Source organism: Sporosarcina sp. AD_1 (assembly GCF_057373025.1).
Genome location: NZ_JBPVIR010000013.1, coordinates 1 through 24,973 on the forward strand (window position 1 = coordinate 1; position 24,973 = coordinate 24,973).

Genomic DNA, 24,973 nt, shown 5'->3' on the forward strand with positions numbered 1-24,973 from the left:
TATGTGAGTAACAGTTGTTTATTATTTTTATACGAGACAACAAATTAATATGCTTTTGTCTACGCTCTGCAAAAACCCGTGCAAACGGTTTTTTTGTTTTGCCTTCTAGGATGCTATAGAGGTATATGAGATAGCAGCTGAGTATGATCGGCTCATGAAATCAACACGTAAAGGTGTGTTGATTACCACTTGGCAAGGGACTGCTATTCCTGCCTTTGCATAGCGTATGATTCTGAGAGGTATCTTTTTCCTAACCACGTAAATCCCTTTTCGTGTATCGGTCAATACTAACGGCAAGTAACACAATCGTCACAACAATCATTCCAACTATATTCATCCAATTCATTTCCTCAATCGGCAATTTAGATACAAAACCGAAAGGGGACAATTTCTCCATCCAGTCGGGCAACTGGAATAAGCCACCGAAATAAATTGCAATAAAAGAGTACAGAACATAGAGCCAGACGAGATAGTTCTTTTTTTCGTATAAACCAATAAGAAACGCGCTTATTGCGATGAGAATCATCAGCGCTGGAAGATGTGCAAAACTTACACCGAGCAAAGTACCTAGAGAAAACGGATCTTCCATCACAGTGTGACTTGCTATCCATAGGCCGATTGAGGAAAGACCGAGCATTATTATCCCGTTGAAAAGAGCTACAATAAGATAAGAAGCCATCAGCATTCTCTTGGAGACCGCTCTGCTTAATACAAGGTCCAAACGGGATTTGTTTTCTTCTGATTGGAGCTTGTTAAGTGCTAAAAGAGCCGGAATGGAGCTGATTAACGCTAGGACAACCATAAGCATAGGAAGAAATTGAGCTGCCAGAGTGCTGCCTGAATCGCTAATTAGCATACTCGTTAGCATTTCATTTGTTGCAAAGAAATCTTCCAAATCACCTAGAATGGAGCCATATGCTAATCCTAATACGAGCATTCCTACCCCCCATGACCAAAAGGCGGTTCGCTGTAAACGCCATGAGAGTCCAAGTGGCTGTCTTAGAAAGATTGAGGCATGCGCTCTTCCTGCTTTTGAAGGGAGAAAACCTGCGCCTATATCGCGATTGTGGTGGAGGGCCATCGCGAAAGCGGTGAGTAGAAGGAATCCCGTCACCAACAGAAGCACTGGCCAGCCATTATTCACGCTAAATGGTTGAACAAGTGTAACTAAGCCGAAAGGAGTAGTCCAAGTCAGCCATTCCTGACCTGAGGCGCGCAGCAGAAAGGTAATAAGCATGAATGTGAATGAAAGACCTATCGCACTTCTGGAGCTTTCTAGAAGTTGTGAACAAACAGCGGCAATCCCTCCGAAAAATATACCGCTTGCGCCAAGTACAGCCCCGTACCATAATGATCCTGCCAAATTCATATCCTCAATGCCAAGTCCAAACAGTCCAAATCCAATAATTACGGCAAGCAACATATTCAGCGGCAGAAGGACAAACAATGCAGCAACTAATTGTGATTTGCGTGAAATAGGTAAAGAACTCAGCAATTCAGTTCGGCCGTCTTCCTCCTCCGCTCTCGTGTGCTTTACGATTAACAGGATATTCATAATGGCAACTGCGACACTTGTTAACAAGAGCATTTGATGGGAAACCATGGCGCCGATTGTATAGTTCTCAAGATGCCCAGGACCTACCATTGCTGTCATTGCTGGATTGCGCATCGTTTCGGCCATTACATCGCGAGCTTGCTGAGTGGGGTACAATTCGCTAAATGAGAGAGGTACAAGCAACGTCATACAGCTGATGCCGAGTAACCAGATTGTAATGTACAACCAAGATTTACGAAGGATGAATCGGAACAAGTGGATGCTTCCTGCAAAATTGGTTTCCATTAGCGACTCCTGCCTTTTAACGAATCATCCTGCTGTTCGTAATGTCTCATGAACAAATCTTCAAGCGTGGGTGGCGCACTCTCTAACTTAAGAATTCCATAGTCGCTCAGCTGACGCATGATCGTCTCCAATTCATCCGAATCAGCTTGAAAAACCCAACCATTCTCCGTCTGTTTCGCATCATGCACGCCTTTCCATATCATAAGTGAGTCGGCGGTTTCTCTTGTCTCGACAACTAAACGCGTCCTGGTTAAATGACGAAGCTGACTAAGAGTACCGCATTCGATCAATCTTCCATTCCTAATGATACCGACTCGGTCACACAATCTTTCCACTTCGGATAAAATATGGCTTGATAAAAGAACGCTTTTTCCTTCAGACTTCACTTCTTCAACGCAATCTTGAAATACCTGCTCCATCAGTGGATCAAGACCAGAAGTAGGTTCATCCAACAAGAATAAATCTGCTTCCGAAGAAAAGGCAGCTACTAGCGCGACTTTTTGACGATTCCCTTTGGAATAAGTGCGGCATTTTTTGGTCGGATCTAGTTGAAATAGTGCTAATAGCTCATCGCGTCGTTTTTTGTTCAAAGTGCCATGTAAATTGGCGAGCAGATCAATTACTTCTCCGCCCGTCAATTGCGGCCATAAATTAACATCTCCTGGGACATATGCGATTCGACGGTGAATCTCTACTGCATCCTTCCATACGTCTTTTCCGAAAATGGATGCTTCTCCAGAAGTCGGCCGCAGCATGCCTAAGAGCAGTCGGATCGTTGTTGACTTCCCAGCCCCATTTGGACCGATAAATCCGAATACTTCTCCCGACTTTACAGAGAGATTCAATCCATCGAGGGCATGGTATTTTCCAAACTTCTTTGTCAGCTCTTTAATATCAATGGCATTCATTCAAGTTCCCCCTTATTTATAAAAAGCCGTCTTTAAAGCTTGCATATAATCGGAAAATTCCTTCCAGTAAGGATCAAAATCCTCTTGGTCTAATTTCTTGCCTTTCAAGATTCCGATCATTTCCTGTTGATAACCATCGATGGACCATTGGATCAGTTTAAGAGCTTGTTCTGTTGGAATATCATCACGGAATAATGACGTGTCAATCCCGTTATATAACTGAGTAAATCCATTTTTTTGCATGTCATGTAACTTTCTCATTTCAAGTTCAGTTAATCTTTCGGGTTCATTCACATAGACCATTGCTACGAAATTGAAAAGTTCGGGGTGTGCACGGTATATTTTCAATTTTAGCTCGGCGGCCTGTTTCATTCTTTCTATGAAATCCGGTTCATCCAATTGCAATTGCACTACGTAGTGCTCGTTAATAAATTGAATTGCATGATTGATGAGGTAGTGAAACAGATCTTCTTTGGAATTAAAATAGTGAAACAACATGCCTTTTCCAATTCCAGCTTGCTTTACAATACGATTGGTGGATGCCTGTTCATAGCTGTGATTTGCAAATTCTTGAAGAGCAGCATTTAACACTCTGTATCTTTTTTCATTATCAATTGATTCAAAAACAGTCATGTGACTCCTCCTTCGACCAGTATGGTCGATTAAAGTATAACAGTGATAGACCAGATTGGTCAATTCTATTCTATTTTTTAGTATGTTATTACCATTTCAGGTTCTTGTAATCACAATGTACTAACTTTTTAAAAGAATAGTTGAAATCAAATCAAATGCATGGTAGATTGAAGCGGGACAAAAAGAAGTGCATTTAATATTCGGATTATTTTGCACAAATAACACACATAAAGTTCAACCACAGGGGGTACACCATGAAAAGGGTTTTAAAAATGGGAAGCGCTTTCATCGGGATTATTGTCGGTGCGGGGTTTGCTTCTGGTCAGGAAATACTTCAATATTTTACTAGTTTCGGTTTCATGGGAATTGCCGCTGCTATCTTATCGACGGCCCTGTTCGCTTATTTAGGAATGGTGTTGACGCGGCTTGGAAGCCGGATGCAGACGGAGTCATACAAAGATGTTATTTATAAAATTAGCGGCAAGTATATTGGGTTTATTGTGGACTATGTCATTATTTTCACGTTGTTTGGCGTTGGAGCCGTCATGTTGGCGGGGGCAGGAGCGAATTTAAATCAGCAGTTCGGCTTGCCGGTATTTGTCGGCAGTCTGTTGATGGTCGTTCTGGTCTTCCTGACGATATTATTGAACGTGGACAAGGTCGTAGCGGTTATTGGAAGTATTACGCCATTTCTTATTCTGGCGGTAATTGTCGTATCGGTTTATGCGCTTGCGACAATGGATACGTCTTTTGCGGTGTTAAATCCAATTGCAAATGACGTTCCTACGACATTGCCAAATTGGTTTATTTCCGGAATCAATTATGTGTCCTTTAATATCGCAGTGGGCGCATCCATGTCCATCGTTATGGGTAGTGCAGAGAAGGATGAGAAAGTCGCAGCTTGGGGCGGGTTTGTCGGAGGCTTAGGGCTTGGAGTTCTGATCTTATTGAGCCACTTGGCAATTTTCGCGAAGGTGGAAACTGTAGCAGATGCAGATTTGCCAATGCTCGTCATCATTAATGAAATCTCTCCGGTATTTGGTATTTTCATGGCGTTCGTTCTGTATGGCATGATCTTCAATACAGCCGTTAGTATGTTTTACGCTTTCGGCGCACGCTTCGTTAAGATTGGTACGCCGAATTTCAAGTGGTTCATCTTAATCACATTGGTGATTGGATTTGTCTTGAGCTTTGTCGGATTTAAAAATCTGGTAGCCAATTTCTATAATTTCATCGGTTACGTCGGTCTCTTCCTCGTAGCAGCACTCATCTTCGCTTCTTTCCGCTTGCCGGAAAAAGTGAGACGATAAAAATACCGCACCGTTCCCCATAACAAAAGGGATGGTGCGGTTTTTCTTTATGGCTTGACCAGTTCAAGCTCTTCAGCAGGCCCGAAGAATTCAAAATGGATTTTATCTTGGGAAATGCCAAGGTCGTACAAATTGGAGACGACCGCTTGCATGAATGGAGTTGGTCCGCATACGTATACATCGCTTCCGTCGATCACATGCTTTTTCAAGAAGTCTTTTGTAATAAATCCATCGCCTTCTTCGGAATAAAGCACTTCATACGTCGAATTTGGCAATTCGCTGTTCATCTTACGTAATACTTCATCAAACGCCTGGTGCTTGCGGGTCCGTGCGGAGTGCAAGAAGGCCACTTGGCGTTCCGGTGTATTTTTAGCAATATAATCGTACATGGCCATCATTGGTGTGAGGCCGACTCCGCCGCTGATCAATGTCACCGGGCTGCTGCTCTCCGTATCAAGATGGAAGTCACCTGCAGGTGCACTTACTTCCAGTTTGTCGCCAACGTTCATTTCTTTATGGAGATATACAGACACTTTACCGCCAGGTGCGTTTTCATCCTCCCGTTTGATGGAAAGGCGGAAACGTTCGCTATCAGGAGCTTGCGACAAGCTGTATTGGCGATTTAAAATATGCTCTTCGCCCGGGATGCGGAAACGGATCGTAATATATTGGCCAGGTTTGTAGTCAGGCAATTTTTTTCCGTCCACCGGTTTTAAATAAAACGAAGTGATAACATCGCTCTCTTTCACTTTCTCGTCGATAATAAATTCCTTGAATGTTCTCCAGCCGCCTTCTACTTGTTCAGCTGCATCATACATCTGTTGTTCCACGCCAATGAACGCATCTGCGATCACGCCATAGGCTTCTCCCCATGCTTCCAGGATTTCTGGTGTCGCTGCATCTCCAAGCACTTCTTTAATAGCGCCTAGTAAATGCTGTCCGACAATCGGATATTGCTCAGGCTGAATGCCAAGTGAGCGGTGTTTATGCCCAATCTGCACGACGGCAGGCACAATCGCTTCCAAGTTGTCGATATATTTGGCGGCAGCGAGGACTGTGTTGGCAAGCGCCGTCTGTTGGCGTCCTTTCGATTGATTGGCATGATTAAAAATATCAAGAAGCTCAGGATGAGCTGCGAACATGTTTTTATAAAAAGTTGTCGTAATTGTTTTGCCGTGTTGTTCAAGGACGGGAACGGTGGATTTAACGATATCAATAGTTTTTTGCGAAAGCATGTGAAGCACTACCTTTCTTGTTTTTGATGATTTCACTATAAACCTGATTACGCTTTAAAGCTATATTTAAAATACATGTTTAAATCACCTGTACGATTTTGTACACATTTCTTTCACGAAAATGCCACAGTCGCTATAATAGTGTGAGAAAGAGCGGTGAGATTATGCGTTTAACGATGTATACAGATTTTTCATTGCGTGTTCTCATCTTTTTAGGGGCAAAAGAAGAGGGCGAGTTATCGACGATCCAAGAGATATCCGATAGCTTTCAAATATCGAAAAACCATTTAACGAAGGTCGTCCATGAACTTGGGAAAATGGGATTGATTGAAACCATTCGCGGCAGAGGAGGCGGCATACGGCTGAAAGTCGATCCGAAGGACATTAATATCGGCCAGCTTGTCCGCAAGACGGAAGACGATTTTTACTTGGTCGAATGCTTCAATTCCGAGTCGAACCTATGCGCATTGGCACCTGCATGCCGTTTAAAGGGTGTTTTGCAGGAAGCGCTACTGGCATACTTCGCCGTGTTGGATCGCTATACGATTGCGGACTTTGTCGTGAATCGTGATGAAATAGCCGCAATTTTGTTCGATCGGCCTTTATGATAAACTAGAAACTGAAAAGATAATTGCAGGAGGGACAGGCATGGGTAAAGTACTAGTATTTGGGCATAAAAATCCTGATACAGATTCAATTACAGCAGCAATCAGTTATGCATATTTAAAACAACAACTTGGTATGGACGCGGAAGCAGTGCGTCTTGGTTCTATTTCAGGAGAAACGGCGTTCGCGCTTGCGCAATTCGGTTTTGAAGCGCCCCGTTTAATTGAAAAAGCAAAACCGGACGCATCACAAGTCATCCTCGTTGACCATAATGAGAAGCAGCAGAGCGTTGATGATTTAGATGAGGTTCAAGTGATTGAAGTAATCGACCACCACCGGATTGCCAACTTCCAAACGAGCGATCCGCTTTACTACCGCGCAGAGCCGGTCGGTTGCACAGCGACGATTTTGAACAAGTTGTACAAAGAGCACGGCGTTGAGATTCCAAAGAATATCGCGGGTCTTATGCTGTCGGCAATCATTTCCGATTCCCTGCTATTTAAATCGCCTACCTTCACAGCTGAGGATCAAGCAGCCGCGGATGAGCTTGCTGCCATTGCAGAAGTCGATGCAGCGGTATATGGCCTTGAAATGCTGAAAGCGGGGGCAGACTTGAGCGGGAAATCGCTTGAAGAGCTTATTACGCTGGATGCAAAAGAATTTACGATGGGCGATAAGAAAGTGGAAATTGCCCAAGTAAATGCGGTTGATGTGTCGGATGTATTGAGCCGCCAGGACGAGTTGGAAGTTTTATTGAACAGCATTATTGAGGAGAAGGAATTAGACCTGTTCTTCTTCGTTGTAACGGATATTCTCAATAACGATTCCGTTGTCTTGGCATTAGGAACGGCCGCTGAGCGTGCGTGCGCGGCATTCCAAGTAGGATTGGACAACAATTGCGCGACGCTGAAAGGTGTCGTTTCAAGGAAAAAACAAATCGTTCCAATTCTAACTGAAGCGTTGAAATGAAAAAAAGGAAGAGTGGCCATTACTTAGGCTGCTCTTCCTTTTTTGTCTATCATGATTCCAATAAGTAACGCAAATACCGTTCCGGCTCATTCAGGAAGTTCTTTGTCAGGCTGACGTGCTCCATCTCCTCGTATCGAACGGACTGCAGCTGTCCATCCGTCACTTCGTAAAGATCTGCTCCAGGGTAAGCCATCAATATAGGGGAGTGGGTCGAAATGAGAAAAGTGGCTCCTTCCCTTACAAAGTCATGAATCAAAGCGAGCAATGACAATTGCCGTTGTGGAGACAGAGGTGCTTCCGGCTCGTCTAATATGTAGAAGCCACTGGGACGGAAGCGAGCCTGGAACAGCTGGAGGAAACTCTCGCCATGCGACAGTTTGTCCAGTCCATCTCCATATAATGTATGTAAGTCATGATACGTCCTGGCGTAAGGAAGCACTTCTAAGCTAAATGGATCGCGCGCACGGATTTCTTCGACCTTCTCCTTCGCCTCCTCTTTAATGAGCGCCAGGTTTCGTGTGTATGTCACATAATCAGCGGCCCGGAAGAAAAAGCCGTTTCTCGTTTTTACGGACCATGTCAATTTCAGTTCATCCGCGAGGGCAAAGGCGGGTGAAAAACGCTGCTCCCGTTCCATCGGTTCACCGCTGATCAGAATGCATTCGGCGGCTGCTGCGATGCCTTCCAATAATGTTGTCTTTCCACAGCCGTTATCGCCTGCAATGATGGTCACCGGGCCTTCAATGGACAGGGAATCAAAGTTACGGACAATATCTGTGTTGAATGGATACTCGCCGCTGGGAAAAGATCCGCGACGCCTGATTTCTCGTAAAGACAAAAGAACACCCCTTTTCGCTTTTATTATAGCGCAAAGGAGTGCACAAATTCATTAATTTTTGAATTGTTAATCCAAATCGAGCGGCTTCGTCGCCGGGCCTTCCAGCACGGAGCCATCCTTTCGGAAACGGGAACCGTGACACGGGCAATCCCACGTTTCATCGGCTTCATTCCAGCGGGTACGGCATCCCATATGCGTACAGATCGGAGAATTCGTCCGAGTGAGATGCCCGCCTGTGAATTCCTTCAGTACAAGTCCGGTATTTCGCAGTGCCTGCACGAGGAATGAACCGAATTCCGTCCGATTCGGCGCATAGAGGGAGGACGCTTTGTTCTTCCTTCCGACGATATGATCGGCAACAATCCTTGCGGAGACCATTGAGTTGGACATGCCCCATTTCCGAAAACCGGTGTTCAAATAGACATACGGCATGCTAGAATCAATCGGACCCGCATAAGGGACTAAATCCGGGGTAGACGGATCTTGGGCGGACCAGGCATTCGTCAAGTTCTCCAAGTGGAACGTATTCCGCAATTCAGAGGACAGAATATTATAATGCACTTGGGTGTCCTTCTCCATGCCCGCTTGATGGGCTTGGCCTGCCAGCATGAAATACGTCTTTCCATCGATGGCAGCCGTACGGACCGACCGTTTCGGATTGTCGACGGAAATATACTGGCCTTTCAGCGGCATATCGGCTTTGCCTGCTACGATATAGGACCGGTCGACAACGAGCTTCAATACTTGCAGTCCCCGGATCGCTTCAATCGGATAATGCGTGCATAGTACGAGCTCATTGAACTCGATATGATGGCCGGATTGTGTGAATAGAAGCCTTTTCTTCAGATCCATCGCTCTAATATCCGAGTGCTCGAAAATCCGGGCGCCGGCTTTGACGGCGAGTTTCGCAAGGTGCTGACCAAACCGGACGGGGTGCAGCTGTCCTTGTCCTTTGATTGCGAGGGTGGCCTCTGTTTTGATCGGCAACTCTGATTGCCAGTTCAGTTCACCGGGAATGCCGATATCTTTGTAAGCTTTCATTTCATCTTGCAGCTGTTCTGTTCCCAGTTTCGTCTGGGAAAATAACACGGAATTCGAAGTCCGGTATTCATCACCCTCCGAAACGGATTGGCCAAACCGAACTGCTTCCTCATTCACTTCATAATAAATTCTTGCATTGTCCCGGCCGAATTGTTTAATGAGACTGGCATAGACGAGATCATGCTGGACCGTCAATTTACCGGTCGAATTGCCCGTTGCGCCTTCCAAAATCATCTCTTTTTCGACTAGGATAACATCCTTTCCTTCTTTCGCAAGGAAATAGGCAGTTGCGATCCCGCTTAACCCGCCTCCTATAATGCAGACATCACAGGACAAATCGTCTGTGACGGCCGGATAGGGATCCCGGGGATAGGCTGTATCCAGCCATAATGAATTGATCATTGTCAACCCTCCATCTGATACTCTAATTGAATAGACTAGGCATATACATTGTTACCAGATTCAATTGATTCTAAAATTAACTTATAAGAAGTGCGTCTTCATGAGCGTGGTCAGCGTTTCTATGCAAGGAACAAAGCACGGTTTCATAGAGGCATATAGAAGAAAGGGGCTGAAAGTATGAAAATCGAAATATGGTCTGATTATGTCTGTCCGTTTTGCTACATTGGAAAACGGCGTCTGGAGGAAGCTCTCCAGTCAACCCAGCTGGCAGGGCAAGCGGAAGTCGAGTTTAAAGCGTTCCAGCTTGATCCGAATACACCAGAGGATTCCGATCAATCCATGGTGGCAGGTCTTGCGAAGAAATACGGTGTCAGCCTGCAAGAGGCCGAACGGATGGTAGAGAATGTTGCGGAGCAGGCGAAAACAGTCGGGCTTCATTATTCGAAAGAGATGAAGGTGTCCAATACGTTTAATGCACATCAGATTGCGAAGCTTGCGGAACAGGAAGGGAAGGCCGCTGTAGTAACAGAAGGTCTCATGAAGGCTCACTTTATTGATGCGGAAGCAATCGGGAAGAAAGATGTACTGATCCGCATTGCAGAGGAAGCCGGTATTGCTGGCAGCCGTGCTGAGCAAGCACTGGATACGAATGAATTTGCCGAGGATGTCAAACGTGATATTGCAGAAGCGGGCCAGCTTGGCGTCCAGGGGGTACCGTTCTTTGTCATCAACCGAAAATATGCGATATCCGGCGCCCAGCCAGCTGCTGTCTTTGAAGAGGCATTGCGTAAAGTGGCACAGGAAGAAGGCATGCAGCCGTCATTCCAAGTGCTGGGCGATGAAGAGGAAGGGATTTGCAAGGACGACAGCTGCTCCATCTGATGATGGCTGCAGCTCTCTTTTCTGATAGTTAGGAACTATGCAGTAGTGGTTACGTGTTCTTCCGAGCAGGTTGAAGGGACCATTCTGCGTCAGAATATGTTTATATCGAGATAGTTGGAAGGAATAATTCCTTGTCAAAAATGTTGATAGCACGCATACTTATATGTTGGTAGGGTTTTATCATCAGAACGAAACGAGTTCAGCATGGAAGACCAGATGCAAAGATATGAGTTTGAAGTTGACCAGGATGGTTCGCTCACCTAACTTGGAAAGGATTGTGGGAAGATGGCAAAACATCAATGGTTTGATGAGCTGAAAAAGGAAATAACGCAAGGGGTCGTCCTGCTGGATGAACCGTTAAGCAAATATACGAAGACAAAACTAGGGGGCGCAGCAGATCTGCTCGTCATCCCTGGAACAATTGAAGAAATGGAATTCGCAGTTACCTATGCGGATCGTAATAACGTGCCAATTTTGCTGTTGGGAAATGGATCAAATATGGTCGTCCGTGATGGCGGGGTACGGGGAATCGTCCTGCATATGGCCAAGTTGGATGCCATACGGATCGCAGGGACGTCAGTGCATGCGGAAGCCGGTGCGCATATTATCGATGTCTCCAAAAAAGCGGCAGAAGCCGAATTGACCGGCCTTGAATTCGCATGCGGCATTCCGGGATCTGTCGGCGGTGCGATGGCGATGAATGCCGGAGCCTATGGCGGAGAGATCAAAGATATTATCGTTCAAGCGACTGTTATGGATCAAACAGGCAAGATTTTTGTTTTGTCGAAACAGGAATTGGACCTTGGCTATCGGCACAGCATCATTTCAGATAAAGGCTACTATGTCCTTTCAGCTGATTTTGAACTGGCTGTGGGCGACAAGGAAGCGATCGATGCGAAAATAGCGGATTTGACATATCAGCGGGAATCCAAGCAGCCACTCGAATATCCATCAGCAGGCAGTGTCTTCAAACGGCCTCCGGGTTATTTTGCCGGCAAGCTGATCCAAGACAGCGGTTTGCAGGGAAAAGGATTTGGCGGTGCTGAAGTGTCGACGAAGCATGCTGGATTTATTGTTAATAAAGACAATGCCACTGCGACAGACTACATCAAGACGATCGAAATGGTCAAAAAGGAAGTAAAGGCCCGTTTTGATGTGGAGCTGGAGATGGAAGTGAAAATTGTAGGAGAAGAATGAGTGAACATGGAAATGGCGGATGACCCTGGAGAGGCCGTCCGCCATTTCATGCGTTTGCATCTATAATTGAATTTTGCAGCTGATCAACGACGGATCAGTTACGATATCGTCTACGATAGGGACTTGACACATTTTATTATTATGCATGAATTTAAAGATCCCGTTGTTGAAGTCGGTGCCGATCTCTTTGAAGAAGATTCCTTCGAATCTTGCATCCTTTGAGAGGGTGAACATAATCCGGTAACCTGTACCGTCTTCTACAAGATATGCGCGGACGCCTTTTTCAAACATCCCTTCGCTTTCATCTTTAATGTAGCGTGCAACGGAAACGACATGGAAATCAACGAACGTGATTTCACGCAGAAGCACATTCATGAACGAGCCTTTTGTGATCTCTTCCCATCTGCTTTGGGCGGTTTGCCCAATGATGATTTGCGTAATGTTGTGCTGGTGTGCGATTTCTTTAATCACTTTGGCAGTAGGACGTCTTTCATTATCACAGATGAAAAAGTCCTCCACTTCCAATTCTTCGGCAAGTTGTCGCCATCTATCGATGTATTGTGATTTCTCAGCATCGAAATCATCGAGCGGGAGTGGATCGACAGTTAGAATATATAAGGGACAGTCCATGATGCTTGCCATCTTATGCCCACGCCGGATGAGACGTTCACCATTCGGACCGTAGTAGACACATACGAGAATGCTCTCGTCCATACGGCCTTTTACTTTGCCCATGAAAGTTTTCACCTCTTGATCATGTTTTTCAAAACGTATAGTACTACATGAAAACCAAACCATTATAGCTGATACGCCATACTTACACAAGGTGAAACCTGATAGGTCGCTTTTTATGCACTCAATTTGCGAGTCATGTATAATTTACCTAGTACCCGTTTGGTTTCCTCTTCTAAATGTTGCCTTTGGCTACCTATTATCCTTGTAGCGGTGGGAAGAGTCAAGTGGACTCTCCATTTTCATACAAGTGATCTTGAATCTTTTCCCCTCGAGCCATTTCAAACGCTGAATATCGGGAAAATGTCCTTTTGCCGACTGGCTGGATTGCACGCATTCCAACACTGGTAAAATCACGTTCTGCCACCTATAGTCTGACCAAAATGTGTATAGGAGGTCTCTCTATTTTGATTGTCTTATTAGCAATTTTCTTTCCCTTCTTCATGGCTTTCTTTGTTCCGTTTCTCTATAAACGGATTCACAGCAAGCATATTGGCTGGTTTGTATTACTCGTCCCCATTCTATTATTCATCCTATTAGCCAGTTTTGTGCCCTCGGTTGCCGGTGGCGCCTATTATACATATACAATCCATTGGATTGATTCGGCTGGAATCAACTTCACGACAAACCTGGATGGACTCAGCATGATTTTTGGCCTGCTCATTACGGGGGTCGGAAGTTTGGTTATCCTTTACTCCATATATTATTTGTCCGAACGGGAAGCACTCGGGCGCTTTTATGTGTATTTGCTCATGTTCATGGGAGCGATGCTCGGTGTGGTGTTCTCTGATAATGTTATGGTCCTCTATGTTTTTTGGGAACTGACCAGTATTTCATCCTTTTTATTGATCGCCTTCTGGTACCACCGGAAGCAGTCGAGGTATGGAGCGAAAAAATCAATGCTCATTACCGTGTCGGGCGGGGTTGCGATGCTGGCAGGTTTCCTCATGCTGCATACGCTGACCGGCACGTTCAGTCTGCGTGAGATGGTGGGCGAAATAGGAAGTCTGGATAAGACAGATCCGTTATTTTACATGGCAATGATCTTAATCCTCTTAGGAGCTTTTACGAAATCCGCCCAGTTTCCGTTCCATATCTGGCTGCCGGACGCAATGGAAGCACCTACACCCGTCAGCGCTTACTTGCACTCGGCGACGATGGTCAAAGCAGGAATTTACCTCGTAGCACGCTTTACGCCGATATTCGGCGGGGAGGCCGTATGGTTTTATTCGGTCACATGCGTTGGAATATTCACTCTGTTTTGGGGTTCGTTTAATGCGGTCCGCCAAACGGACTTAAAAGCGCTGCTCGCCTATTCAACGATCAGTCAATTAGGTCTCATTATGAGTTTGCTTGGAATTGGATCGATGGCCGTCTTGGACAGTAATGAATCAAATGTGTTGCTTTTCACAGCTGCTACGTTTGCAGGGCTGTTTCATCTCATCAACCACTCCACATTCAAAGGAGCGCTGTTCATGGTTGTTGGGATAGTTGACCATGAATTGGGGACGAGGGATATCCGGCGTTTGGGCGGTTTGATGTCATTCATGCCGTTAACTTTTACCGTAGCTTTAATCGGTAGCTTTTCCATGGCAGGACTGCCTCCCTTTAACGGCTTCCTGAGCAAGGAAATGTTTTTCGAAGCGGTTGTACAGTTGAGTCAATTGGATTTGGTCTCGAATGGAGCTCTGCGTGTACTTATTCCCGTCGTTGCCTGGGTTGCGAGTGTATTTACGTTTATCTATTCCATGATTATTGTATTCAAGACGTTTCTTGGCATGCCGCAATCTGACCGGGTTGATAAAGAAGCAAATGAACCGCCGGTCGGCATGCTCATTGCGCCATTTGTGCTGGCATTTCTCGTCATCGGGATCTTTATCTTCCCGAATGTGATCGGACGTTATCTGCTGACGCCGGCCATGACGGCAGTGTTCCCGATGCATCGGGACTTGGAAGGGCTCGTTCCACATATTTCTGCGTGGCATGGGGTGAATCCCCAGTTGCTCATGACAGTGGGCGTCATTGTAGCAGGAAGCTTGCTGTATATTTCGTTTAAACGATGGAAAAAAGTCTATGCGCTAGGTCCGCTACGCTGGAACTTGGATTCAATCTACAATTTCTTATTGACGAAAACCGAAAGTGGTTCCAATATGCTGACAGGACGTTATATGACAGGATATCTTCGGGATTATTTTGTGTACATTTTTTCATTTTTCATTGCGGTAGCAGTCGGTGGGCTGTTTTGGATCGGAAACCTTGAAATTGACTTGTCCAAAGACGCGGCTGTCACAGTAAACGAATATATCATTATTGCGGTCATGATGCTTGCAGGTCTTGCAATTCTGGTGGCTAAGTCCCGGAAAACAGCGATTTTGCTGAATGGTGTGCTTGGATATTCCATCGCCATCCTATTTGTTGTACTTCGTGCACCTGATTTGGCGCTGACTCAGATTGTGGTGGAAACGGTGACGACTGTGCTATTTCTATTATGTTTTTATTTCTTGCCGGAATGGAAACGGGAGGATGCAAAAAAATCTACGAAGCTGGTCAACGGCTTCATTGCAGTTGCGGTCGGTTCGATTGTGACGATCTTGGCGCTGATGGTGCAGGGGAATAAACTCTTTACGTCCATCTCCTTCTATTTTGAAGATGCGTACCGTTTGGCAGGCGGCAAAAATATAGTGAATACCATATTAGGGGACTTCCGCGCTTTTGATACGATGCTGGAAGTAGTCGTTCTCTTCATTGCAGGGATTGGCGTCTTCTCTTTAATCAAACTGAAAGCGAAGAAAGGGGAGAAGGATATTGGAGATCAATGATGTCATTTTAAAGACGGTCACCAAGATTATCGTGTTCATCATTCTGACGTTCGGAATTGAGTTGTTCCTGTCAGGCCATCACGAGCCGGGAGGCGGTTTCATCGGTGGACTTGTCCTTTCTTCGGCTTTTGTGTTGCTATATTTGGTGCACGATATCGAGACGGTGCATAATGGAATACCGTTTGATTTTAAAAAGATTGCGGCATTCGGCGTATTTTTGGCAGTAGGGTCCGGTATTGTGTCTGTCTTGTTCGGCACGAAATTCCTTGGACAAGGTTCGCGTGTATTTGATTTGCCGATTTTCGGGGAAACGGAAATTTCCTCTGTCATTGTATTTGAAGCGGGTGTCGCTTTGACGGTTGTTGGCGTGGTGGTCACGATCATATTAAGTATTAGTGAGGACGTGTAACGATGGAAACGTTAATTACATTACTCGTCGGGGTGCTTGTGACTATCGCTGTTTACTTACTGCTTTCTAAAAACATGATCCGGGTCATTTTGGGAACGGCCATTCTATCCCATGCGATCCATCTGCTGATCTTGACGATGGGCGGCTTGAAGAAAGGCGGCGTTCCACTGATCGAGGGAGAATCGGGCAGCTATACGGATGCTTTGCCGCAGGCGCTCATCCTGACTGCGATCGTCATCAGTTTTGCGGTTACCGCATTTTTGCTTGTCTTGGCGTATCGCACGTACAAGGAAACGGGCTCGGATAATCTCGATGCATTGAGAGGGGTTAATGATGAATAATTTTCTTGTCATGCCGATGGTTGCCCCATTAGTTACAGGAATTATCCTGATTTTCCTGCGGTCAAACGTTATGTTGCAACGGATTCTCGCAATGGTTTCGATTGTGTTGACTGCCGGAGCTGGCGTTTACATACTGAATCGCATTCAGCTGGATGGCATTTTGCGTCTCGACTTCGGCGGGTGGATGCCCCCATATGGCATTTTGTTTGTGGCGGATTCCTTTGCGACCCTACTTGTGGTGACGTCAACGGTCGTGACAGGCATCGTGCTTCTCTATTCCTTTGCTTCCACGGCCCGGGCTGAAGAGAAGATGTTTTATTATCCCTTCATCTTCTTTCTTCTGGCAGGCGTGAATGGCTCCTTTTTAACAGGCGACATTTTTAACTTGTTTGTCTGTTTTGAAGTGATGCTGTTGTCCTCCTATGCGCTCATCACGTTGGGCGGACGGAAGGTGCAATTGGTGGAATCGATTAAATACATATCGATCAATGTGTTGTCCTCCTGGTTCTTCCTGCTCGCTATCGCGTATTTATACGGAACCGTAGGAACGTTGAATATGGCACATTTATCTGTGCGAGTGGCGGAAGTCGGACAGGGGCCTTTATTGACCGTCATCAGTTTGATTTTCTTGATTGTCTTCAGTTTGAAAGCCGGGCTTTTGCTGTACTTCTGGCTGCCTGGTTCGTACAGTGCGCCTCCGACAGCAGTGGCGGCGCTCTTCGGTGCATTGCTCACGAAGGTTGGTATCTATGCGATGTTCCGTGTTTTCACCTTGATTTTCTATCATGAGCCGGGGGTGACCCATACGCTGATTGCCATCATGGCCATTCTCACGATGGTTGGAGGGAGCATTGGAGCACTGGCGTTTCAAGATATCCGGCAAATCGTTTCGTATAATGTCATTATTTCCGTCGGGTTCATTCTTATCGGCTTGGTCGTATCGACGGATTCCGCGTTTCAAGGAGCGGTCTATTATTTAATTCACGACATGATCAGCAAAGCGCTCTTATTCCTGTTAGCCGGGACGATGATTTATTTGACAGGAAAGTCGAAAATCGAGGAGATGAGCGGGCTGATACGAAATTACCCGCTGATCGGCTGGCTGTTTTTCATTACGATGCTGGCGATTGCCGGAATTCCGCCGCTTAGCGGATTCATCGGAAAGGTGTTAATTGGCCAGGGAGCGATCGAGGCAAAGGCGTATATGCTGCTTGGCGTCGGCTTCCTTTCCAGCATTTTCGTCCTCTATTCACTGTTGCGGATCTTCCTGAATTCCTTCTGGGGCGAAACAATCATCAGTGAAGATGAGGAGCGGCCTTTGAAGAGAGGAATGGCGATTCCGGTATTGCTGCTCGGTATTTTGACAGTAGCACTCGGTTTTGGGCCGGAACTGCTTGCACCTTATGTGAGTGACGCTGCGAATACATTGGCAAATCCAGACATCTATATCGAGGCTGTGATGAATGGGAAGGACTGACGTGAAGATGGCGATTGATGCGAAGAGAGGTGAACGGCTATGCCCGCCCAGCTGCTACTGAATTTATTCATTGCGTTTCTCTGGATGACGTTAATGGATGAAGATGAATTGAATTTCACAACCTTTTTAACAGGTTTTATTGTCGGGATCGGAATCATCTTTTTCATGCACCGTTTTTTCGGCACTCAATTTTATTTAAGGCGTTTATATGCGTCGATTAAATTGATGTTCCGGTTCATTTGGGAGCTGACCCAGTCGAGTGCGATTGTGCTCAAGCAGATACTGAGCCCCCGTTTGAACATCAAACCCGGTATTTTTAAATATGAGACAGAGTTGAAGAGCGACGTGGAAGTGACGATGCTATCCATGCTGCTGACACTGACCCCGGGTTCGGTCGTCATGGAAGTGACACCGGAAGGGAATGTCCTGTACATTCATGCGATGGATGTGGAGCAATCAAGGGAAGCATTGCTGAAACAACTAAGAAATTTTGAAAAAGCCATCAAGGAGGTGACCCGCTAATGATCAAACTCATGCTTGCCGTATCGATTATATTGTTTGCCATCACCATCGGTATCGCCGTCGTTCGAATCATCCTGGGTCCCTCCATGCCTGACCGCGTCATTGCGCTCGACGTGATCGGCGTCAACTTGATCGCGACCATCGCGGTATTTTCAGTCATTATGAAAACAAAAGCGTTTCTGGAAGTCATCTTAATATTAGGGATCCTCTCCTTTATTGGCACGATCGCCTTTTCCAGATCGCTGGAGAGGAGGGTTATCATTGAGCATCGAAAAGATCGGTGAATACGCAGGCGCCATCCTCATCCTGACAGGCGGCATCGCCAGCGTCATCAGCGTATTTGGCCTCATCCGCCTGCCCGATGTATATACCAGATCCCACGCCGCAACGAAAAGTTCCACGCTGGCTGTCTTATTAACCTTATCCGGAGCGTTTCTTTACTTCCTATCGACCGAGTACTTCATCAGCGTCCGTCTGCTGCTCGGCATCATCTTCGTCTTCCTCACCGCCCCGGTAGCCGGCCATCTCATCATTCGAGCCGCCTACCGTTCCAACGTGAAGCTGGCGGACATCTCAACAGAAGACGAGCTATACGATGTGCTGCATAAAAAAGAAAGCGAAAAGGAGACACCGTGACGCGTGTCTCCTTTTTTGTGTGGCGTAAGTGTTGAGGTGCTGCTTGGACGTGGCGACAGATCGTATTAGACGACTTCCGGGATCTTGAAACGACTGCTTTTAAACGGCGAAAGTCCTTGGAAAGTGGCGAACCGCTCGTATATTCGTGTCTATCGCTCGTATATCAGAACGAACCACTCGTATAATCCGGCAACCGCTCGTATCCCATTGCGAACCGCTCGTATAATCCTATGACCTCTCGTATCTCACGTCGAACCGCTCGTAAATGCGCCCGAACCGCTCGTATAATCAGGCGACTTCCCGAATCTCGCTGCGACCACTTGTAAACAGCGAAAGGCGTTGGAAAGTGGCGAACCGCTCGTATATTCGTGTCTACCGCTCGTATATCAGAACGAACCACTCGTATAATCCGGCAACCGCTCGTATCTCACAGCGAACCGCTCGTATACTCCTGTGACCTCTCGTATCCCACGTCGAACCGCTCGTAAATGCGCCCGAACCGCTCGTATAATCAGGCGACTTCCCGAGTGTTGAAACGACTGCTTTTAAACGGCGAAAGTCCTTGGAAAGTGGCTTGGCGAACCGTTCGTATATTCGTGTCTACCGCTCGTATATCAGAACGAACCACTCGTATAATCCGGCAACCGCTCGTATACTCCTGTGACCTCTCGTATCTCAAGGCGAACCGCTCGTATATGCGCCCGAACCGCTCGTATAATCCGGCAACTTTCCGAATCTCGCTGCGACCACTTGTAAACAGCGAAAGTCGTTGGAAAGTGGCGAACCGCTCGTATATTCGTGTCTACCGCTCGTATATCTGGAACGAACCACTCGTATATTCGTGTCTACCGCTCGTATATCTGAACGAACCACTCGAATAATCCGACAACCGCTCGTATCCCATTGCGAACTGCTCGTATAATCCTATGACCTCTCGTATCTCACGTCGAACCGCTCGTAAATGCGCCTGAACCGCTCGTATATTTCCGCGACTTCCCGAATGTTGAAGCGACCTCTCGTTATTCCGCTCGAATCAAAGCTTAATCCCTCATATTTTTTCATTCCATCAGCGACACGCTGACCTAAGCACACTCATTGCCCCTCACTTGCAAATGGCCATCGCTCAACAATCCTTCCGCGGCGTCCAGTTGTGTCCTCGGCATGAATTAAGGACTGATAGACGGCTTCTTCAGTCGAGTCGATTACCGCTTCAAACAGGGTATTCATGATTGCATGGTCGTCCCGCAGGAAGGCGGTCGGCGGGTCTGTCATGGAGCTGCTTGTGTGCTGGACCGGATTTGCGTTGGAAAAGGCGATGATGATGTCGCCGCTGCCGTTATGGATGTTGGTGCCGGTGCGGCCTAGCCCGATGGCGGCTCGTTTGGCGAACCGTTTTAGTTGTCTTTCGTTTACCGGGGCGTCTGTCGCAACGACGATAATGACCGAGCCGTCGGGTCTGGCTGCCGGTTCATCTAATGTCGGCATCTGTTCCTGAGTGCTCATGCCGTTTCGGGCGAGCCATTCATTGATTCTGCATTCTTCTGGTTTCCCGAAGTTCGTCAAGGTCAGCACGCCGACGGTAAAGTTTTGTTCTTCCGCTGAAATGATGCGGGAAGAGGAGCCAATGCCGCCTTTTGCGCCGTAGCAGATCATGCCTTTTCCTGCTCCGACGGCTCCTTGCGAGACGGGGCCGTCTGCTGCCGATTGGATTGCTTCTATCGCATGGGCCGGCTGTACGGCCAGTAGCCTGATCGAATTTAAGTAACTGTCATTGCATTCTCCTACGACGACATTCAAGGTGCTGGTCGTGTCGCCGATTGCGGGATTTTCATCGAGCATATGCTGCAGCGTTCCTTCGAGTACGGCGGCCACGCTGAATGTATTTGTCAGCATGATCGGTGATTCCATGAGACCGAGTTCGTCCACTTGGACTAGCCCCGTCGTTTTTCCGAAGCCGTTCAGGACGAAGCTGGCGGCCCGCACTTTCTGTTCGAATAAATTGCCGCCGTGTGGCAATAGGGCAGTGACCCCTGTACACAAGCAATCTTCTCCTTGTTGTTCCTCAACCGTGACATGCCCCACTCGGACGCCTGGCACGTCTGTAATCGCATTCCATTTTCCGCGCTCCATTCGATCACCTGCATTCATAAATTTTGTCTCTCCATACAATTCTACATGAGAAGAAAATCCCCTTCCGCAGAATAATCAAATGATTGTTTGATTGTCCTTGCTTTTCCAATGAAAGAAGCATACACTACATACAAACAATCATTTGAATGAGGTGGGTAAGATGGTGAACCGAGATACTTGTGATGTAACAGTTATCCATGAAGAAGTCGTCGAGGAAGTAAGGGAGACACTTCCTGCAGTCGGAGGGATGGTGCAAATTTTTAAAGCGCTGGCTGATGAAACCCGTCTTAAGATTGCCTATTCTTTGACGCTGAAAGACGAGTTATGTGTTTGTGATGTGGCGGCCATCATCGGTTCTTCCAATGCGACGGCCTCTCATCATTTACGATATTTGCGGGAAAATGGACTGGCTAAATCAGAAAAGAAAGGGAAGATGGTCTACTATTCACTTGCCGATCATCACATCCATGATTTACTGAGCATTTCACATGACCATGCAGCGGAAGGTGATAACCATGACCACAATGGATAAAAAAGAATTCCGTCTCGAGAACTTGAGCTGTGCCAATTGTGCAATGAAGTTCGAGAACAATATAAAAAAACTTCCTTCCGTTTCTGAAGCGCAGGTGAATTTCGGGGCATCCAAACTGTCGGTTATCGGCGATGCCTCAATGGAAGAATTAGAAGCGGCCGGTGCGTTTGATGGAATTAAAGTGGTTCCGCTGACGCAAAGGAAAGTGGAGAAGAAAGTGCCGTTTTTCAAACGGAAGGAGAATATTGTCACCGTCTTGTCGCTCATCTTCCTGATAGCGGGTCTGATGGTTTCCCATCTAAGTAACGCGGCAATGGCTGGAGTAGTTTTATACGGCATCTCGATCGTTGTTGGCGGGGTAGGCATCTTCAAAACAGGCTTCATGAATTTAATTCGACTTGAATTCGACATGAAGACGCTCATGACCATCGCCATCATTGGTGCGGCTATTATTGGTGAATGGCAAGAAGCTGCAGTCGTCGTTTTCCTCTTTGCGGTGAGTGAGGCGCTGGAAGCGTATTCGATGAACAAAGCGAGGCAATCCATCCAGCAGCTGATGGACATCGCACCGCCTACTGCTATGGTGAAACGGAATGGCCAGTTAGTTGAAATGGAAACGGAACAGATCTTAGTTGGAGATAGTATGCTCGTCAAGCCGGGCCAGAAGATTGCGATGGATGGCGTTGTCATTTCAGGGAAGTCAACTGTGAACCAGGCCGCGATTACCGGAGAATCTGTCCCTGTGGTGAAGGAATTGAACGATGAGGTGTTCGCTGGAACGTTGAATGAAGAAGGTGCACTTGAAATCAAGGTGACGAAGCTTGTCCATGATACAACCATTGCCAAGATTATTCACCTGGTGGAAGATGCGCAGGCAGAGAAAGCGCCGTCCCAGAAGTTTGTAGACAAATTTGCTAAATACTACACGCCGATCATTATTTTAATAGCATTCCTTGTTGCCATTGTACCTCCACTTTTCGGCGGTGAGTGGCACCAATGGATTTACCAAGGACTGGCGGTGCTCGTTGTCGGCTGTCCATGCGCCCTCGTTGTCTCGACGCCTGTTGCCATTGTCACAGCGATCGGAAATGCCGCGCGTAAAGGCGTATTAATTAAAGGTGGCGTTCATTTAGAAGAGATGGGACGTTTGGACGCCATTGCTTTTGATAAAACCGGAACACTGACGAAAGGTTATCCGGAGGTGACGGATTTTGTGGCGGCAGCTTCTGTCGATAGTCTTGCACTTCTAGGCAAAATTGCAGCGGTGGAGTCCATGTCACAGCATCCGCTGGCGAAGGCCATCGTCCAGTATGCAAAAGCAGAAGGGGCGCAGCTTGCCGAAGTGGAGAATTTTCAATCGGTGACAGGCAAAGGAGCGTATGCCGATGTTTCAGGGGAGACGATTCATATTGGCAGTCTCCAATGGATTTCGGAGCTCGCAGAAGTCTCGCAGGATTTGCTGGAGCGGGCAAGAACTCTTCAAAATGAAGGAAAATCAGTCATGGCGTGTGCTGCGTCTGGAAGCTTCCAAGCATTGATTGCTGTCGCGGATCCTGTCCGCCAAGAGAGCCAGGACGTATTAGAACGCTTGAAATTCGTAGGAATCCGCCACACTGTCATGCTGACCGGAGACCATGAAACGACCGCTCGGGCCATTGCCCAAACTATTGGCGTGACGGATGTCCGGGCCGGTTTGATGCCTGAGGATAAACTCACAGCCATAAAAGAATTAAAAAGCCGTTATGGACGTGTTGCCATGGTCGGTGACGGCATCAATGACGCGCCAGCGCTTGCCGCCTCATCAATCGGAATTGCGATGGGAGGAGCCGGAACGGATGCGGCTCTGGAGACGGCAGACATCGCCTTAATGGCGGATGATTTGAATCAATTGCCATATACGATGAAATTAAGCCGAAAAACATTGCAGATTATCAAAGAAAATATTATGTTTGCATTAGGCTTAAAAATTGTAGCGCTGCTGTTGATCATTCCAGGATGGTTGACGTTGTGGATCGCCATATTCGCAGATATGGGTGCAACGTTGCTCGTTGTATTGAATTCCTTGCGATTGATGCGCATCCAAAGATGAGGAGCGGCGGAGAGACGGAGGGATAGGCAATGCAATTGAGAGAATGGACGATCGAGGAACAGGAGCAGCTGATTCATTTTTTGACGACGAATACATGGCCGTTCCATGGCAATGCCCATTTGGAACGGGATTTGATTGAGAAGACGATTGAAGAGGGCGGCTATGAATCCGATGAGGTGAAAACATTCTGGGTGGAGAATGAAACTGGAGATATAGTCGGCATCGTCAAAATTTATGATCTGCAGGATGAAATACCGCTTTTTGATTTACGGATTGCGGATCGATACCGTGGATTCGGATACGGGCCAAAAGCGTTACGGCTCGTTACGGAATACGTTTTTGGTCTTCCCGAAGATAAAATCCGGCTGGAGGGGCATACGAGACAGGATAACTTGGCGATGCGGAAGACGTTCGAACGGGCTGGGTTCGTCAAAGAGGCTCATTTGCGGAACGCTTGGTTTTCGCCGAAGGAGAATTCCTATTATGATGCGGTGACGTATGGAATGACTCGCGAGGATTTCCTTGCGGGCACGACGACGCCCGTCCAGTGGGAAGATGAGCAATTCAGCAAGAAAATCGGTGTGAAACGGATACCGAGTTTTCCGGATCGTTTCGAATCGGAACGGCTGATTATCCGGATGCCCGATATGGGAGATGCACTGGATGTGTGGAATGCGCAGCGTAATTCATTGCCTGCCTTACGGGAATGGATGATTTGGGCGCAGTCCATGCCAGAACTGGCGACAGTTGAGGAAAGTTTGCGAAAATCGATTGCAGATTTCATAACGAGAGAGGATTTGCGACTCCATCTGTTTTCGAAAGAAACAGGAGAATTCATTGGCTCTTCTGGTTTGCATCGTATTAATTGGAAAATACCGAAGTTTGAAATCGGCTATTGGATTGATTCCAGATTTGAAGGGCACGGTTATATGACCGAAGCGGTAAAACGGATTACCCGTTTTGCATTTGAGGAGCTCGGGGCCAACCGGGTGGAAATTCGCTGTGATGAAGAAAATATAAGAAGCCGGTCGGTTGCCGAGCGGGCAGGTTATCAGCTGGAAGGCCTCCTGCACCAAGATTCATTGTCTGCCGACGGAAAACAGTTACGAAATACGTGCATCTATGCGAAAATAGAAATAGATTCAAAATGAAAAGGATGCCTATAAAGGCATCCTTTCCGCTACACTGATCGTCGTCCGGTCAAAAGTTGAATGACAAAGATGATTCCGGCAATGATAAGTAATAGATGAATTAGCCCTCCGCCGATTTTCATTGCAAAACCGATGATCCAGAAAGCTAGTAAAAGTACGATGATAAACCATAATACTTTACCCATATTATTCACTCCTTTGAGTTGGTATTTTGAATTTACCCCGATTGAAGGAAATGTAAACAGGGACGGCAAGGTCGTCAGCGGAGGTTCAA

Annotated in this window: 28 protein-coding genes; 15 read left to right on the top strand and 13 right to left on the bottom strand. The window is 46.7% G+C overall.

Annotated features, from left to right (window positions below):
- Positions 1 to 250: 250 nt before the first annotated feature.
- Genes ACSW3C_RS18795 through ACSW3C_RS18805 form a run of 3 tightly spaced genes read right to left on the bottom strand, consistent with a single transcriptional unit; the run spans position 251 to position 3,381 of the window.
- Complete coding sequence (locus ACSW3C_RS18795; RefSeq protein WP_486564469.1) at positions 251 to 1,840, bottom strand: ABC transporter permease; 1,590 nt, start codon at positions 1,838 to 1,840, stop codon at positions 251 to 253.
- Complete coding sequence (locus ACSW3C_RS18800; RefSeq protein ID WP_486564471.1) at positions 1,840 to 2,748, bottom strand: ABC transporter ATP-binding protein; 909 nt, start codon at positions 2,746 to 2,748, stop codon at positions 1,840 to 1,842. The genes ACSW3C_RS18795 and ACSW3C_RS18800 overlap by 1 nt, the downstream gene beginning before the upstream one ends.
- Positions 2,749 to 2,760: 12 nt before the next feature.
- Entirely contained in the window at positions 2,761 to 3,381 is a 621-nt protein-coding gene (locus ACSW3C_RS18805) for a TetR/AcrR family transcriptional regulator (RefSeq protein ID WP_486564473.1), read from the bottom strand.
- Between the two features lie 254 nt (positions 3,382 to 3,635).
- On the opposite strand from ACSW3C_RS18805, the gene ACSW3C_RS18810 reads away from it, so the two are divergent.
- Entirely contained in the window at positions 3,636 to 4,691 is a 1,056-nt protein-coding gene (locus ACSW3C_RS18810; protein WP_486564474.1) for a YkvI family membrane protein, read from the top strand.
- Between the two features lie 47 nt (positions 4,692 to 4,738).
- Here ACSW3C_RS18810 and hmpA read toward each other — a convergent pair whose 3' ends face one another.
- A complete protein-coding gene (gene hmpA / locus ACSW3C_RS18815; RefSeq protein WP_486564476.1) occupies positions 4,739 to 5,926 on the bottom strand; it encodes an NO-inducible flavohemoprotein in 1,188 nt (395 codons plus the stop codon).
- A gap of 164 nt (positions 5,927 to 6,090) precedes the next feature.
- Here hmpA and ACSW3C_RS18820 point away from each other — a divergent pair, with 164 nt between their 5' ends.
- Positions 6,091 to 6,534 (top strand): RrF2 family transcriptional regulator, encoded by a 444-nt coding sequence (locus tag ACSW3C_RS18820; protein WP_486564478.1) that lies wholly within the window; start codon positions 6,091 to 6,093, stop codon positions 6,532 to 6,534.
- A 40-nt stretch (positions 6,535 to 6,574) separates the two neighbouring features.
- On the top strand, positions 6,575 to 7,501 hold the full coding sequence (locus tag ACSW3C_RS18825; protein WP_486564480.1) for a manganese-dependent inorganic pyrophosphatase: 927 nt from the start codon (positions 6,575 to 6,577) through the stop codon (positions 7,499 to 7,501).
- Positions 7,502 to 7,550: 49 nt separating this feature from the next.
- On the opposite strand, the gene ACSW3C_RS18830 is transcribed toward ACSW3C_RS18825, so the two are convergent.
- A complete protein-coding gene (locus ACSW3C_RS18830; protein WP_486564482.1) occupies positions 7,551 to 8,339 on the bottom strand; it encodes an AAA family ATPase in 789 nt (262 codons plus the stop codon).
- A gap of 66 nt (positions 8,340 to 8,405) precedes the next feature.
- A complete protein-coding gene (locus ACSW3C_RS18835; protein ID WP_486564484.1) occupies positions 8,406 to 9,782 on the bottom strand; it encodes an FAD-dependent oxidoreductase in 1,377 nt (458 codons plus the stop codon).
- Between the two features lie 177 nt (positions 9,783 to 9,959).
- On the opposite strand from ACSW3C_RS18835, the gene ACSW3C_RS18840 reads away from it, so the two are divergent.
- Together ACSW3C_RS18840 and murB are read left to right on the top strand one after the other, a co-directional pair.
- Positions 9,960 to 10,664 carry a DsbA family oxidoreductase gene (locus ACSW3C_RS18840; RefSeq protein ID WP_486564485.1) on the top strand — a complete coding sequence of 235 codons (705 nt, stop codon included), beginning with the start codon at positions 9,960 to 9,962 and terminating at the stop codon, positions 10,662 to 10,664.
- Between the two features lie 285 nt (positions 10,665 to 10,949).
- Positions 10,950 to 11,861 carry a UDP-N-acetylmuramate dehydrogenase gene (murB, locus tag ACSW3C_RS18845; RefSeq protein ID WP_486564487.1) on the top strand — a complete coding sequence of 304 codons (912 nt, stop codon included), beginning with the start codon at positions 10,950 to 10,952 and terminating at the stop codon, positions 11,859 to 11,861.
- 60 nt (positions 11,862 to 11,921) lie between these two features.
- On the opposite strand, the gene ACSW3C_RS18850 is transcribed toward murB, so the two are convergent.
- The gene (locus ACSW3C_RS18850; RefSeq protein WP_248509888.1) at positions 11,922 to 12,596 is read right to left on the bottom strand and encodes an adenine nucleotide alpha hydrolase family protein; all 675 of its coding nucleotides are present in this window, start codon (positions 12,594 to 12,596) and stop codon (positions 11,922 to 11,924) included.
- 401 nt (positions 12,597 to 12,997) lie between these two features.
- Here ACSW3C_RS18850 and ACSW3C_RS18855 point away from each other — a divergent pair, with 401 nt between their 5' ends.
- From ACSW3C_RS18855 to ACSW3C_RS18885, 7 genes are read left to right on the top strand one after another with little or no spacing between them, the layout of a single operon-like run.
- Positions 12,998 to 15,412 carry a Na+/H+ antiporter subunit A gene (locus tag ACSW3C_RS18855; protein ID WP_486564545.1) on the top strand — a complete coding sequence of 805 codons (2,415 nt, stop codon included), beginning with the start codon at positions 12,998 to 13,000 and terminating at the stop codon, positions 15,410 to 15,412.
- On the top strand, positions 15,399 to 15,821 hold the full coding sequence (locus ACSW3C_RS18860; protein ID WP_238079231.1) for a Na(+)/H(+) antiporter subunit B: 423 nt from the start codon (positions 15,399 to 15,401) through the stop codon (positions 15,819 to 15,821). Before ACSW3C_RS18855 ends, ACSW3C_RS18860 begins: the two co-directional genes overlap by 14 nt.
- A 2-nt stretch (positions 15,822 to 15,823) precedes the next feature.
- Positions 15,824 to 16,162 (top strand): Na(+)/H(+) antiporter subunit C, encoded by a 339-nt coding sequence (locus tag ACSW3C_RS18865; protein WP_486564488.1) that lies wholly within the window; start codon positions 15,824 to 15,826, stop codon positions 16,160 to 16,162.
- Entirely contained in the window at positions 16,155 to 17,639 is a 1,485-nt protein-coding gene (locus tag ACSW3C_RS18870; protein ID WP_486564489.1) for a Na+/H+ antiporter subunit D, read from the top strand. Before ACSW3C_RS18865 ends, ACSW3C_RS18870 begins: the two co-directional genes overlap by 8 nt.
- 39 nt (positions 17,640 to 17,678) lie before the next feature.
- Complete coding sequence (locus ACSW3C_RS18875; protein ID WP_238079228.1) at positions 17,679 to 18,161, top strand: Na+/H+ antiporter subunit E; 483 nt, start codon at positions 17,679 to 17,681, stop codon at positions 18,159 to 18,161.
- Positions 18,161 to 18,445 carry a Na(+)/H(+) antiporter subunit F1 gene (locus tag ACSW3C_RS18880; RefSeq protein ID WP_248509882.1) on the top strand — a complete coding sequence of 95 codons (285 nt, stop codon included), beginning with the start codon at positions 18,161 to 18,163 and terminating at the stop codon, positions 18,443 to 18,445. The genes ACSW3C_RS18875 and ACSW3C_RS18880 overlap by 1 nt, the downstream gene beginning before the upstream one ends.
- The gene (locus ACSW3C_RS18885) at positions 18,423 to 18,797 is read left to right on the top strand and encodes a Na+/H+ antiporter subunit G (protein WP_248509881.1); all 375 of its coding nucleotides are present in this window, start codon (positions 18,423 to 18,425) and stop codon (positions 18,795 to 18,797) included. The genes ACSW3C_RS18880 and ACSW3C_RS18885 overlap by 23 nt, the downstream gene beginning before the upstream one ends.
- 163 nt (positions 18,798 to 18,960) lie before the next feature.
- On the opposite strand, the gene ACSW3C_RS18890 is transcribed toward ACSW3C_RS18885, so the two are convergent.
- The 5 genes from ACSW3C_RS18890 to ACSW3C_RS18910 all read right to left on the bottom strand — a co-directional run bounded on the left by ACSW3C_RS18890 (position 18,961) and on the right by ACSW3C_RS18910 (position 20,945).
- Positions 18,961 to 19,197 (bottom strand): hypothetical protein, encoded by a 237-nt coding sequence (locus ACSW3C_RS18890; RefSeq protein ID WP_486564490.1) that lies wholly within the window; start codon positions 19,195 to 19,197, stop codon positions 18,961 to 18,963.
- Positions 19,198 to 19,308: 111 nt separating this feature from the next.
- The gene (locus tag ACSW3C_RS18895) at positions 19,309 to 19,476 is read right to left on the bottom strand and encodes a hypothetical protein (protein WP_486564492.1); all 168 of its coding nucleotides are present in this window, start codon (positions 19,474 to 19,476) and stop codon (positions 19,309 to 19,311) included.
- Positions 19,473 to 19,670: a hypothetical protein gene (locus tag ACSW3C_RS18900; protein ID WP_486564494.1), complete on the bottom strand. Its 198-nt coding sequence runs from the start codon at positions 19,668 to 19,670 to the stop codon at positions 19,473 to 19,475. Before ACSW3C_RS18900 ends, ACSW3C_RS18895 begins: the two co-directional genes overlap by 4 nt.
- A gap of 51 nt (positions 19,671 to 19,721) precedes the next feature.
- On the bottom strand, positions 19,722 to 19,889 hold the full coding sequence (locus ACSW3C_RS18905; protein WP_486564496.1) for a hypothetical protein: 168 nt from the start codon (positions 19,887 to 19,889) through the stop codon (positions 19,722 to 19,724).
- On the bottom strand, positions 19,890 to 20,945 hold the full coding sequence (locus tag ACSW3C_RS18910) for a DmpA family aminopeptidase (RefSeq protein ID WP_486564498.1): 1,056 nt from the start codon (positions 20,943 to 20,945) through the stop codon (positions 19,890 to 19,892).
- Positions 20,946 to 21,087: 142 nt separating this feature from the next.
- On the opposite strand from ACSW3C_RS18910, the gene ACSW3C_RS18915 reads away from it, so the two are divergent.
- Genes ACSW3C_RS18915 through ACSW3C_RS18925 form a run of 3 tightly spaced genes read left to right on the top strand, consistent with a single transcriptional unit; the run spans position 21,088 to position 24,699 of the window.
- Complete coding sequence (locus ACSW3C_RS18915; RefSeq protein WP_486564499.1) at positions 21,088 to 21,459, top strand: ArsR/SmtB family transcription factor; 372 nt, start codon at positions 21,088 to 21,090, stop codon at positions 21,457 to 21,459.
- Positions 21,443 to 23,548 (top strand): heavy metal translocating P-type ATPase, encoded by a 2,106-nt coding sequence (locus ACSW3C_RS18920; RefSeq protein WP_486564501.1) that lies wholly within the window; start codon positions 21,443 to 21,445, stop codon positions 23,546 to 23,548. Before ACSW3C_RS18915 ends, ACSW3C_RS18920 begins: the two co-directional genes overlap by 17 nt.
- A 29-nt stretch (positions 23,549 to 23,577) precedes the next feature.
- Positions 23,578 to 24,699, top strand: a complete 1,122-nt coding sequence (locus ACSW3C_RS18925; RefSeq protein ID WP_486564503.1) for a GNAT family N-acetyltransferase — start codon at positions 23,578 to 23,580, stop codon at positions 24,697 to 24,699.
- A 29-nt stretch (positions 24,700 to 24,728) separates the two neighbouring features.
- Here the strand turns inward: ACSW3C_RS18925 and ACSW3C_RS18930 are convergent, their stop codons facing one another.
- Positions 24,729 to 24,884, bottom strand: coding sequence for a lmo0937 family membrane protein (locus tag ACSW3C_RS18930; protein ID WP_238079221.1), 156 nt, complete (start codon positions 24,882 to 24,884; stop codon positions 24,729 to 24,731).
- Positions 24,885 to 24,973 lie beyond the last annotated feature (89 nt).

Bases quoted from the DNA above. Each gene is read 5' to 3' on its own strand.
- ACSW3C_RS18795 (WP_486564469.1), bottom strand. From the start codon at position 1,840: ATGGAAACCAATTTTGCAGGAAGCATCCACTTGTTCCGATTCATCCTT.
- ACSW3C_RS18800 (WP_486564471.1), bottom strand. From the start codon at position 2,748: ATGAATGCCATTGATATTAAAGAGCTGACAAAGAAGTTTGGAAAATAC.
- ACSW3C_RS18805 (WP_486564473.1), bottom strand. From the start codon at position 3,381: ATGACTGTTTTTGAATCAATTGATAATGAAAAAAGATACAGAGTGTTA.
- ACSW3C_RS18810 (WP_486564474.1), top strand. From the start codon at position 3,636: ATGAAAAGGGTTTTAAAAATGGGAAGCGCTTTCATCGGGATTATTGTC.
- hmpA (WP_486564476.1), bottom strand. From the start codon at position 5,926: ATGCTTTCGCAAAAAACTATTGATATCGTTAAATCCACCGTTCCCGTC.
- ACSW3C_RS18820 (WP_486564478.1), top strand. From the start codon at position 6,091: ATGCGTTTAACGATGTATACAGATTTTTCATTGCGTGTTCTCATCTTT.
- ACSW3C_RS18825 (WP_486564480.1), top strand. From the start codon at position 6,575: ATGGGTAAAGTACTAGTATTTGGGCATAAAAATCCTGATACAGATTCA.
- ACSW3C_RS18835 (WP_486564484.1), bottom strand. From the start codon at position 9,782: ATGATCAATTCATTATGGCTGGATACAGCCTATCCCCGGGATCCCTAT.
- ACSW3C_RS18840 (WP_486564485.1), top strand. From the start codon at position 9,960: ATGAAAATCGAAATATGGTCTGATTATGTCTGTCCGTTTTGCTACATT.
- murB (WP_486564487.1), top strand. From the start codon at position 10,950: ATGGCAAAACATCAATGGTTTGATGAGCTGAAAAAGGAAATAACGCAA.
- ACSW3C_RS18850 (WP_248509888.1), bottom strand. From the start codon at position 12,596: ATGGGCAAAGTAAAAGGCCGTATGGACGAGAGCATTCTCGTATGTGTC.
- ACSW3C_RS18865 (WP_486564488.1), top strand. From the start codon at position 15,824: ATGGAAACGTTAATTACATTACTCGTCGGGGTGCTTGTGACTATCGCT.
- ACSW3C_RS18870 (WP_486564489.1), top strand. From the start codon at position 16,155: ATGAATAATTTTCTTGTCATGCCGATGGTTGCCCCATTAGTTACAGGA.
- ACSW3C_RS18875 (WP_238079228.1), top strand. From the start codon at position 17,679: ATGCCCGCCCAGCTGCTACTGAATTTATTCATTGCGTTTCTCTGGATG.
- ACSW3C_RS18880 (WP_248509882.1), top strand. From the start codon at position 18,161: ATGATCAAACTCATGCTTGCCGTATCGATTATATTGTTTGCCATCACC.
- ACSW3C_RS18910 (WP_486564498.1), bottom strand. From the start codon at position 20,945: ATGAATGCAGGTGATCGAATGGAGCGCGGAAAATGGAATGCGATTACA.
- ACSW3C_RS18915 (WP_486564499.1), top strand. From the start codon at position 21,088: ATGGTGAACCGAGATACTTGTGATGTAACAGTTATCCATGAAGAAGTC.
- ACSW3C_RS18920 (WP_486564501.1), top strand. From the start codon at position 21,443: ATGACCACAATGGATAAAAAAGAATTCCGTCTCGAGAACTTGAGCTGT.
- ACSW3C_RS18925 (WP_486564503.1), top strand. From the start codon at position 23,578: ATGCAATTGAGAGAATGGACGATCGAGGAACAGGAGCAGCTGATTCAT.
- ACSW3C_RS18930 (WP_238079221.1), bottom strand. From the start codon at position 24,884: ATGGGTAAAGTATTATGGTTTATCATCGTACTTTTACTAGCTTTCTGG.